Consider the following 10,892-nt stretch of genomic DNA (forward strand, 5'->3'; position numbering starts at 1 on the left):
TTTCGTGCCCGGCCTAACCCCAAGTTACAAATAGACATCAAACTGGCTAAAAAACTCCTGTCACGTCCTGTGACTGTAAAACCTGACAGGAGAAAACCATGTCATTGCCATACCCCCGCGCTCGCGCGTATCCGCGCCCCGCCGCCAAAAGCCTGGCCACCAAAAGCCTGGCCATCAAAACAGGCACCCAGGCCAAAGCCCGCCTCTGCCTGGCCGTCACCCTCGTCCTGGGTGGCGTGCATCACAGCCCTGCCCAAGCCCTGCCCCCGCCAGACCCCGTGAACCTGACCCTGCCGCTGCCGCCCCCAGCCGCAGCTCAGCCAACCCCATCCGAGGCGCCGTGGATCACATCCCCGGCGCCTTTCATTTTGAACGGCCAGTTGCTTGAAGCCTCAAGCAGCCAGACCATCACCCGTAAACAACTGCTGGGCGCCACCAGCGGGTACGACGTACATCAGGGGCAGACCCTCAGTATCACCGGCCCCATCTGCGGCGATACATCCGCCAGCAGCGACCCCGCGCGCTGCGACGACCCCGGCATCCCCAACAACCTCATCAAACTGGGCGAGGGCCACCTGGCGCTTGCCGGGGCCAACCACTACCGTGGCAACACCTTGCTCATGCAAGGCAGCCTGGCCGTACAGTCCGGCCAGGCCCTGGGGCTGGCCAGCAACTTCCTGGACATGGCGGAAGGCACGCGCCTGGAACTCGTAAACGGCATCGACATCGCCCAGGGCATCCACGTGCAGCCCGTCGCCGCCATGACCCCGCTGCTGCCAAGCCACTGGGGCCTGGGCAGCCTGCCGACCAGCGGCCAGCCCGCCACTCTGCGGGTTGAGCAGGGCACCGCCACCTTGCGCGGCGAACTGCGCGCCCAAACCCCCGCCGTCAAAGACGGAGCCGGCACCCTGCGCTTTCTGGGCAGCAGCGCCATCACCGCCCACCCCTTCCAGCTGCGCGAAGGCGGCCTGCAAGTGGGCGAAATCAGCCTCGACAGAGGCCACCTGTGGCTGGGCACCATCCACAGCCTGCCCGGCACCACGCTCTCGGGCATCGGCTACATCCAGGACGCCGCTGTCGCCGGACACCTGCAGCCGGGCGACCCGCGGCACCTGGGCACCCTGATGTTCGGCGACCACCTGCAACTGGCCGACAGCAGCCACACGCGCATCCGCATCGGCGCCGATGGCCAGGCCGACCAACTGTGGTCGCTGGGCACCGCCCGCCTGGCGGGCAGCCTGCTGATTGCCCCCACCCTGGGCACCTGGCACCCGGTCACCAGCCGCTGGATCATCGTGCAAGCCGACGGCGGGCTGGACTACCAGACCGTGCAAGCGGGCGACCCGGCCGCCAGCACCCCCGTCGGGCAGGCCACCGGCGACGGACGCTTTGCCCAGGTGCGCAGCACCTTGCCCTACCTGAGCCCCATCCTCAGCTATGGGCCGCAGGCCGTCACCCTGCAGTTTGCCTACAACCGCCGCGGCCTGAACCATGCCGACGCCAACTGGCGCAGCGCCCTGCTGGACGACAGTCGTTTCGTGCGCGAATCGGCCCTGATACATGGCGCCCAGGGCCGCGCCTGGCTGCAAAGCTGGGGGGCCAACAGCCAGCGCCAGGGCAGCAACGGCCTGTTGGGGGATGATCGCGACACCAGTGGCCTACAGCTGGGCATCAGCCGCCCCTGGGGGCGCAGCGGGCATTGGTCGGCCTTTGTCGGCGTGCAAGACAGCCTGCAACACAGCCGCCCCGCGCAGGCCGACGGCAGCACCCAGCCGTACCAGCTGCGTGACCGCGCCGCCCACCTGGGCCTGGGCCTGCGGCAGGCGGGCACCCACATGGCCTGGAGCGCAGGCCTGGCCCACGCCTGGCACCGCGCCCGCATCGAACGCCACCCCGCCGCAGCCGACCCCGCCCTTCACAGCCGGGCGCGGGCCACGCTTACCCAGGCCTGGCTGGACGTGCGCCCCACCCAGCCCCTGGCCCTGGGCAACTGGGGCATCACCCCTTGGGCGCGCGGCGCCTGGCTGCACCTGCGGCGGCCCGCCGTGGCTGAAACCCAAAGCAGCCTGGCCGCCGTCACCTTGCCCGCGCAAACCGACACTCGGTGGCTGACCCAGCTGGGCGTACAGGCCCAGCGTCGCTGGGACACCACGGCAGGCGAAGCCGTCGTCGAGGCCGCCCTCAGCCTGCGCCGCCTGTGGGGCAGCCGCGCCTTGCACAGCCCACAGGTCTATCAGGCCGACCCAGGCCAGAGGTTCGACGCCCAGGGCCTGCCCGCCACCCGGCATGCCCTGCAGCTGGACGTAGGCGTACAGGCGCCCATCAGCCCGCGTGCCACCGTCATCCTGGCCTACACCGGGCAAACAGGCGGCGGACAGCTGCAACACGGCGCCTGGCTGGGGGTGCGGATACTGTTTGGGGACAGGCCATGATGGCCTGATAGCGCGCGCCGCGCCGGGTTAAACGGTGCGGCGCGTATTGGCCAACAGGTAGGTGATCCAGCGAATTGCTGTAGCGATTATCGGATCGTGATTTCCAGTTCGCGGCCCAACGTGGACAGGGCATGCTCGATAGTGTCGATTTTTGTCGTGTGCGCCAGGTTGACAATCCGGTTGACGTCTTGTGGCCGAGTGCCCAATCGGCGTGCAAGCTCTGCCGGTGTGATGCCCTGGGCCAGCATTTCATTGAGCAGCAGCACCTTGGCCGACACGCTGACTGGTAGTGCAACCAGGCGTTCGCCCTTGCGCGGGGGTGACGCGGGCGGGACTGGCCGACGGTCTTCGAAGTAGAAGTCAATTGCAGTCAGCAGGGCGTCGGCGGCCATTTCCAGTGCTTCGGCTTCGGTGTCGCCTTGGGTGATGGCTTCCGGGATATCCCGGAAAGTGACGACGAAGCCGCCCTCTGGGGCTTTATTGAAATGAGCGGGATAGAACATGTGGGCTCCTATGCTTGATATGTCACAAGCACCCAACCCCTTGCGGGGCCGCGTTGCTATTTTAGGTTCAATCTTTTCTTGATGCCGTCAACCAAGGGTTGTTTTAATTCCTTGCCAGGATGCCGGGGAATGATGGTCTGTTTGCCGTTCAGGTAGACCTTTGTGTGGTTGGCTCCCTCTTTGAAGGTTGCCCCTTGGGTGGTAAGCCATCGCTTGAACTCGCTTTGTTTCACCGCATTCCCTCTTCGGGTCATAATTTTATGATAAACAAAATTGTTTATTAATACAAGTATTTTTGTTCGTTTTTCAGGTTGAATCAACTGTTGCATCTTTCAGTGGCGGCCGATGATCCATGCTTTAAAATCAGCAACATCCCGTAGTAAAACCGGCCGGACACGTCCACCTGTGCGAGGATGTGCCCGGTCTGACGTTTTGTAACAGGGTATTCCCTAGGGTTTACTGCGTGGTGTACTATCGCGTTCACGTCTTGAACGCCAAAACCCGCCCACAAGCGCTTGCTGACCGTGTCACAGCACGGCGGTAGCGTGTCTGAAGACACAATCTTGTCCAGCCTACCCCCCGAAGAAAGTCACCTGAAAGTGCTGCGCCTGCTGGAAGCCGATCCGGCCCTTAGCCAGCGCGACTTGTCGCAGGCCCTGGGTATCAGCTTGGGCAAAACCAACTACTGCATGCGCGCCTTGCTGGACAAGGGGTTGATCAAGATGCAGAACTTTCGAAATAGTGAGAACAAGCTGGGATATGCCTATCTGCTGACCCCCGCCGGCATCACCGCCAAGGCCGAGATGACCAAGAACTTCTTGAAGATAAAGATGCAGGAATACGAGGTGTTGAAGCGGGAGATTGAACAATTGAGGCAGGAAGCGGAAGAGGATGGTTTCAAGAGTTAAGGAACATCTGATTACTAATATTTTGGAAAGTAAAATCATGTATGAATATAGTGGCATTCAGGCTGCCTGAAGAACGACTTCACCAGCCCAGGGAGCTTCTGAATTCGTCGCAACGCTCCCAGAGCCAGGCGATGCATCTGTTCTTTGCTCTGGACCAGTTGGCCCGAGACTTCTCGTTTGACGTGAGCCCAGACAACCTCGTCTGGATTGAGCTGCGGGGAATACGGTGGCAAGTAGTACAGCCGCAGCATCCCTTCGGTAGACGCCACGAAGTCCTTGATCATCTTGGCCTTATGAATCGAATGACCATCCACGATCAGATAGATCGGCCTCGTTGCCCCCACCATCAAACGCTTCAGGAAAGCCAGAAACACGCTGGCGGTGACCGAGCCGTCGTGCAGCATGAAGCGCAGCTCACCGCTCGTACACACGGCAGAAATCATATTCAGCGAGAACCGGCGCCCGGTAGCCGCCACAACAGGCGTCTGGCCTTTGGGCGCCCACGTAGTGCCCGTATGGTAGTCCGACCGAATGCCAGATTCGTCCGCAAAGTAGATCATGGCTCCCTGTCGCTTGGCCTCTGCTCGCAGCGCAGGGAAGGTCTTTGTTTCCCACTCGTTGACGAGAACCGGATCTTGTTGCCAGGCTTGATACAGGGGCTTCTGCGCACTAAAACCCAGCACCTTCATGATTCGATGCACGCTCGAGACGGCGAGCTCTACCCCGAGATCACGCTTGATCAGGTGGCGGATCAACTCAAGCGTCCAAAGGCCAAACTCAAACTTGAGTTGCTGCGGAGTTTTGTCCTGGACCGTACGTGCAATCCAAGCCATCTGCTCTGGGGTTACTTTCGACGGACGCCCCGGGATGGACTTGGCCAACAAGGCGGTTTGCCCGCCCTCTGCGAAGCTTGCCAGCCACCGAAAAACGCTGCGCTCGTTCACACCGAAGGCAGCAGCTACTTGTGCCACGGGTTGCCCCTCACGCACGGCCTTGATGGCCTGCTGACGCATGACTTGTAGAGTGTGATGGTCATGGGCTCGACCGTCAGAATTTCGCTTGCATTTCATGCTGGATATTATAATCTAACATGACTTTACTTTCAATAAAATTAGTAAGCCATCGATAAAGTCCAGTCGAGGTGAACTTTCAATCTGACGAGCCCGAAAGCAGCCAGATTTTCATATCATGGAACAAAGCGCCCGAAAAACAGTTGTTTTGCCCCGATTCAGACCGCTCATGCGGCCTGCCGGCGCATTGCGGGCGCACCTACCCCATGGATCTCATCAACGTTCGTCGCGCCATCCACAAATTCGAGAGTGCAAACAGCATCTGGATCTGTGCCGTGTTCTTGGCCAGGCCCCGGTAGCGCACTTTAGTGAAACCAAACTGGCACTTGATGACCCGGAATGGATGCTCGACTTTCGAGCGGATCGAAGACTTCAGGTGTTCGATCCGGGCCGCCGTCTCCTGCAGCGAGGCATGCATGCGTTTGGCGGCGCTGGGCTTGGCGGCAATGTACCAGTCCACGACGGTGGCTCGGTTCTCCTCGCGCTTGGCCACCCCGGTGTAGCCCGAGTCAGCAAAGACCGCATCCTCCTCGCCATGCAACAGCGAGTGCGTCTCGGTCACATCGTTGACGTTAGCTGCGGTACCCGTCACCGTGTGTACCAGCCCCGACTCAGCATCCACACCGATATGGGCCTTCATGCCAAAGTGCCACTGATTGCCCTTCTTGGTCTGGTGCATTTCGGGGTCACGCGTGCCGGTGCTGTTCTTCGTCGAGCTGGGCGCCGCAATGATGGTGGCATCCACAATCGTGCCGTGGCGCAGCACCAGCCCGTGCTCAGTGAGCATGGCGTTCACCTCAGCGAAGATGCGCTGCGCAAGATTGTTGCGCTCAAGCAGATGGCGGAAATTCAGAATCGTGGTCTCATCAGGCAGCCCGCCGTGCGTGAGCGACAGGCCTGCAAACTGACGCATCGGCGTGATGTCGTAGAGCGATTCCTCCATGGCCGGGTCCGACAAGTTGAACCACAGCTGCATCAGGTGCACACGCAGCATTGTCTCCAATGCGTAGGGCCTGCGCCCGTTGCCCGCCTTCGGGTACACGGGCTCAATCAAAGCCATCAGGCGCACCCAAGGCACCACCTGGTCCATCTCAGCCAAGAACACTTCACGCCGGGTGCGCTTGCGTTGGTTGGCGAATTCGGCATCGGAGAAGCTGATCTGTCGCATCGGGTGGCTCGTCAGGGCATGGGGTGCAGCGAATGATGTCAATTTTACTAAACCAGCGACTTAATCAGATGTTCCTTAAGTGGTTTAAGAAATGCATCTAATGACATATATAAATAAAAATGGTTTTGTAAAAGCGCTGGAAGTCGGTGGTGCAAGGGTTTTTGGGTTTGTAATAATCATTTATAGTGTGCTTTTTATTTCGGTTTTTGGTGGAATAATTGAGCTTGGCAAGTTTTCTGCTGTTGGAGCAATACTCGCGCCGCTAACCATGTTTGTCACCTTTAGGTATATAGAATTAATCGGCGTTAGTAAAAATAGAGAAAAAACGTTCACGGATCTAATTACATCAGCTTTTTTTGTTTATGCCCCTTTTTCCGTGATCATTGGAGCCTGGATTGCGTATTACGGTTCTAATGACATTAGGCTACACGATTATGCTCTGATGGCAATATACAAATTTATCGAGTTGTTTGGTGATGTGCTGGCTGTGGTTCTTATTCAGAGCGAACGGGGAATGGTGGCGACAAAAATTGCGCTATATAAGATGAGTTCCGTTGTTGTTTTGTCTGGAGTATTATATTTTGTTTTTGGTGTTCATGCATTGAATTCAGTATATATATCTTTTGTTATTGGTTTTGCTGCTGTATTTATTTTGGTTGAGATGCCGTTATGCAAAAAGCATGGCGTTATGTCATTTACAGGGCTGGCCGATGTGTGCAAATTTATTCAATCGCATTATGGACTCGGGTTTTTTAATTCTTTGATGAGCTTGAATAGTGTTATGCCAAGATATTATATTCTATATTTTGGTGATTTGAGGATTCTTGGTATATTTTCTTTGATATATCAAATTTCTTCTGTTTCTGTAAATTTCATAGAATATGCTGCTGGAATTTATGTAAAAAAGACTTCGGAAATGTTTGTTGCTAAGCCATTTATTGTCAAATTGATTTATCTTTCATGCGTAGCGTCATTCTTATTCGTGTTGATTGGATCAATGCTAGGAAATAATTATTGGTTGTTTCGCTTTCTTATGTTTGTGATAGCCATGTTTGTTGTTTTGTTTTGGCGCGGAATTTCTGTTGTCGTTTGTTTGGGGTTGGGTGTTAATATCAACTATGCAGTAATAATGATTATATCTATGGTTGTTGGGTGCGTTTCCATAGGCGTATTGGAATATTTTTCCGCGTCAATCAATAGTTTGCTTTTTGCGGTTTTTTATGTGCTTGTTGCATCGTCTGTTTTTGGATTTATTTTATTTAATAAAGCAAATAGGGAGATCTTAGGTGGGTAATCATAATTATGAAAGCCGCGCCAGGTTCACTATTTCTTTCGACAGTGAAGGTAAGTGGGGTGTGGCAGATCAAGGGCCTAAAACACTCAGTTATATTGATGGCTCGGGTTTGCGTGATGCGTACTGCCGAATACTGGCGCTTCTCAGGAAATATGAAGTATCGGCCACTTTCGGAATCGTTGGAGCGTTATGCATGGATCATGATGAACTTAGAGACCGAGTAAGTTCTGTGCCTAAATTGTTATATTGTAATCGAGATTGGTTAGCTCCGGTCAGACAAGATATTAATAATGGGAAATACGATGGCTGGTCTCATCCAGAAATATTGGCCATGTTAATGGAGGACGGTAAGCATGAGTTATGCTCTCACGGCGGATTTCATGTTCCGTATGATGAGATAAACACGCCTGTTGAATCAATTGATAGGGATCTAAGCTTAATTCATGCGGTGCAACAAGAAAAAGGTATTTTTTTTGAAAATATAATCTTTCCAAGGAATGTTGTTGGGTATTTGAAGTTGCTTCGTGATTTTGGGTTCCATGGATATAGAGAGATGGACCCGCGAGAGCAGGGCCTTGGGCTTGTCGAACGGTTGATGCGGCTTTCGTACGAATTTACATCCTTCGATTTAAAAGACATGATCCCCGTGGGCAAAATTTCTGGAAAATCCCCTCCCCCTCATTTTAATAAGCCGGTTGCGCTGAGCGCTGGTAAATTTCTTAATGCGAGGATTGGAATTAGAAATAGCATTTCTAGTCGGGTATCTGTTCAAAGGATAAAAAAATTTGTAGATGAGGCGGTATCCTCTAATCTGAGAGTTCATTTTTATACACATCCACATAATTTTATCCGTGATTCGGGTATGTTTAGTAAATTGGAAAAAATACTTATGCTGGTCTCAGATTATAGGGATTCTGGTGTTTTGGATGTGATCACAATGAAGGATGAACTGGGGGAACGGTATGGAATATTCAATTGAAAGTCTCAGCGGAGAGGCGGGTGTGCAGCGCATATCTAAAATCTTCGAACAGAATCAAAATCCCAAGTCGCTGGATGGGCTGCGCTGGATGTATGCAGATAATAGTGCTGGCGGCGCTGTTTCTTTTATGGCCACGACACTTGAAGGAGGCGATGCTGCTGTATATAGCATCATGAAAGTTAGGGTAATTCTTCAGGGCGTGGAAGTAATGGCAAGCCAGTCCATTGATACTCTAACTGATGCGCACCATAGAGGAAAGGGGCTCTTTTTGAAATTGTCAAATGCGGCATATAATGCGGCAAGTGCCGATGGGATTGCATTTGTTTATGGTTTTCCAAACTCTAATTCTGCGCCCGGTTTCTTTAATCGTTTACAGTGGGTTAATTATAATTATCCTCCGTATATGTTCTATGTAAATAATGTTTTTTATCCTATAAAAAAATTGTGTAAGTTAAGTTCTAATATCTGGCTGGGTAATTTTATTTCTAATCCAGTGATGCGATTGTTATCCTTGTTTAATTATGACAAGGGTTGCTCGATTATAAACATATCGACTTTTAAAAACATAGGGTACGATTCTATTTGGAACAAATTTTCTAAGAAACTTGGTGGAGCTGTCAATAGAGATTCTGAGTACATGGAATGGAGGTTCCTGAGGAAGCCTGGCTTTAATTACAAGATTAGGGGACTTCAGATTGATGGGGATTTGATCGCGATTGCGGTGTTTGTTGTTTTGGAAAAGCATGGAGGAAAGATAGGGTATTTAATGGATTTTATTTATGATCCAGATTTTCAGCACAAAGCTGGTGTGTTGATGAGGAGTGTAGTTAGAGAAATCTGTAGTATGAAGGCAGATGTAATTCTTGCCTGGAATAAGCGGGGATATATAAATAATTTTATATATAGGAGGTCCTTATTTTTACCTCTTCCTAGATTGCTGCAGCCAATAAAATTGTACTTTGGGATGCGATGGTTTAGAAGTGGGGCTGATTGTCCGCCCTTTGATATGGATAATTTTTATATAAGCTACGCTGATTCAGATACTGTGTGATTCGACATGTCGTTTATTAAGGCATTAATAAATTTTATCTATTATTTTATGATGAACAAGGGATTGAAGTGAACAAAAGAGCTGGCATTCCGATCGGTGCTCTAATTGTATTTTCTGTTGTTTTTCTTTTTGCTAATGCGATCGGGTTCTTGTTTCAATTTGTTGTTATTCCTCTTGGTTCCTGGGATGCTGGGTCTGGTTTGCTTGTGGGCGGAGATTGGGTTTATTTTCACAGACTGGCTTTAAATTTAGTGGATAACATTAATCGTTCTGGCTGGGCTGCTTGGGGGCTCCGCCCAAGTGGACAGGCAGTATCTGGTATAGCTGCATTTTTGTATAAAATAACTGGTGTGTCTAAGCCTTGGGTTATGCTGCCGTTGAACTCTTTTTTATATGGACTCATCGCTGTATTCCAATACTTGATTTTTAGAAAAATATCTGGGTCTGCGGTAGTGGCGAGTGTATGCGTTTCTATGTTATTTGTGTTTCCGTCATTCATTTTAACTTACGCGCAATTAAGCAAGGATATATTTTCTATTTTTGGGTTTATTGTCATATTATATGTCTTTGTTTGTTGTTGCTATCCGTCAAGTGGCAATTACAAGGGTGTTACTTATATAATTTTATTATTGACAATTTCCAATCTGTCCATATGGGTTGTTAGGCCATATGCCTTAAAATTTGCTCTAGTTTCTGAGTCTGTGTGTTTTGCTTTGTTGGTGTTCTTTAAGTTTTTTTGTTGTAAGCACTTCAAGCTGATTAATGGATTTTTATCTATTGTCATAACGAGTGCTTTTATTTTTGCTCCAAGCTCTTCTCTTGAAAAACATTTGGACGGAGCGGAAGCGGCTCTAGAGATTAAAGATGCTGTAGGTGGGTGGGTTGGGACACCCGCCTTGGGCAAGGTTGATCGTCTGTTTGAGGATGTGGCACGAACTCGTCGGGTCTTGATATATGGGTATCCTGATGCGGGTTCTAATATAGACTCTGATGTAAATTTTAATAAGGCAGGCGATGTTGTTAAGTACGTCCCTCGGGCATTGCAGATTGGCTTGTTTGCTCCTTTCCCTGAGGCTTGGTTTAGGAAGGGTAGATCGCCTGGCGCGTCGGCTATGATTGTGGCTTCAGCAGCTGAGGTTAGCATGCTATATGTAATGTACTTAGGTATATTATTGTGGTTCCTTGTTTGGTTGTTTTCTGTCACTCTGGGCGGTTTCAAAGGAGTAGTGTCGGTCGTTTCTATACCTTCCGCTGTGATTATTTTTCTGTTCTCAATTAGTTGGCTTCTCATATATTGTTTGATTTCTCCAAATGTTGGTACTATATATCGCTTGAGGCTGCCTGTTATGCTTGTTTTCCTTGGTCTTGGCGCTACCTGTTGGGGCGGTCTTTATAAATACCTTATGTGCTTCGATCGTTTGTCGATAAAAGTTATTTCGTCTAATTTATTGCATCCATCAGATCATTCGTGATCGTAATTTCAACTA

10 protein-coding genes are annotated in these 10,892 nt (G+C 51.5%); 6 read left to right on the forward strand and 4 right to left on the reverse strand.

The features are described 5' to 3' along the window. The first annotated feature begins 98 nt into the window (after positions 1 to 98). On the forward strand, positions 99 to 2,432 hold the full coding sequence (locus tag CCA01S_RS14810) for an autotransporter outer membrane beta-barrel domain-containing protein (RefSeq protein ID WP_066459890.1): 2,334 nt from the start codon (positions 99 to 101) through the stop codon (positions 2,430 to 2,432). An 86-nt stretch (positions 2,433 to 2,518) separates the two neighbouring features. Here the strand turns inward: CCA01S_RS14810 and CCA01S_RS14815 are convergent, their stop codons facing one another. Further along, positions 2,519 to 2,935: a type II toxin-antitoxin system HicB family antitoxin gene (locus CCA01S_RS14815; RefSeq protein ID WP_066459891.1), complete on the reverse strand. Its 417-nt coding sequence runs from the start codon at positions 2,933 to 2,935 to the stop codon at positions 2,519 to 2,521. A gap of 56 nt (positions 2,936 to 2,991) precedes the next feature. Then, positions 2,992 to 3,264 carry a type II toxin-antitoxin system HicA family toxin gene (locus CCA01S_RS16395; RefSeq protein ID WP_439951513.1) on the reverse strand — a complete coding sequence of 91 codons (273 nt, stop codon included), beginning with the start codon at positions 3,262 to 3,264 and terminating at the stop codon, positions 2,992 to 2,994. A gap of 234 nt (positions 3,265 to 3,498) precedes the next feature. On the opposite strand from CCA01S_RS16395, the gene CCA01S_RS14820 reads away from it, so the two are divergent. After that, entirely contained in the window at positions 3,499 to 3,843 is a 345-nt protein-coding gene (locus CCA01S_RS14820) for a MarR family EPS-associated transcriptional regulator (RefSeq protein WP_066459896.1), read from the forward strand. A 35-nt stretch (positions 3,844 to 3,878) separates the two neighbouring features. Here the strand turns inward: CCA01S_RS14820 and CCA01S_RS14825 are convergent, their stop codons facing one another. Further along, a complete protein-coding gene (locus tag CCA01S_RS14825) occupies positions 3,879 to 4,913 on the reverse strand; it encodes an IS630 family transposase (RefSeq protein WP_066459892.1) in 1,035 nt (344 codons plus the stop codon). A gap of 199 nt (positions 4,914 to 5,112) precedes the next feature. Then, complete coding sequence (locus CCA01S_RS14830) at positions 5,113 to 6,081, reverse strand: IS5 family transposase (RefSeq protein WP_066459894.1); 969 nt, start codon at positions 6,079 to 6,081, stop codon at positions 5,113 to 5,115. Between the two features lie 91 nt (positions 6,082 to 6,172). On the opposite strand from CCA01S_RS14830, the gene CCA01S_RS15770 reads away from it, so the two are divergent. The 4 genes from CCA01S_RS15770 (at position 6,173) to CCA01S_RS15780 (ending at position 10,877) form a co-directional block, all read left to right on the forward strand. Next, complete coding sequence (locus CCA01S_RS15770; protein WP_157076557.1) at positions 6,173 to 7,375, forward strand: hypothetical protein; 1,203 nt, start codon at positions 6,173 to 6,175, stop codon at positions 7,373 to 7,375. Then, positions 7,368 to 8,354: a polysaccharide deacetylase family protein gene (locus CCA01S_RS15775; RefSeq protein ID WP_157076558.1), complete on the forward strand. Its 987-nt coding sequence runs from the start codon at positions 7,368 to 7,370 to the stop codon at positions 8,352 to 8,354. The genes CCA01S_RS15770 and CCA01S_RS15775 overlap by 8 nt, the downstream gene beginning before the upstream one ends. Next, the gene (locus tag CCA01S_RS15490; protein ID WP_198150045.1) at positions 8,338 to 9,405 is read left to right on the forward strand and encodes a GNAT family N-acetyltransferase; all 1,068 of its coding nucleotides are present in this window, start codon (positions 8,338 to 8,340) and stop codon (positions 9,403 to 9,405) included. Before CCA01S_RS15775 ends, CCA01S_RS15490 begins: the two co-directional genes overlap by 17 nt. A gap of 68 nt (positions 9,406 to 9,473) precedes the next feature. After that, positions 9,474 to 10,877, forward strand: coding sequence for a hypothetical protein (locus tag CCA01S_RS15780; RefSeq protein WP_157076559.1), 1,404 nt, complete (start codon positions 9,474 to 9,476; stop codon positions 10,875 to 10,877). Positions 10,878 to 10,892 lie beyond the last annotated feature (15 nt).

It is taken from the genome of Castellaniella caeni NBRC 101664, from assembly GCF_001592225.1.
Taxonomy (GTDB): domain Bacteria; phylum Pseudomonadota; class Gammaproteobacteria; order Burkholderiales; family Burkholderiaceae_B; genus Castellaniella; species Castellaniella caeni.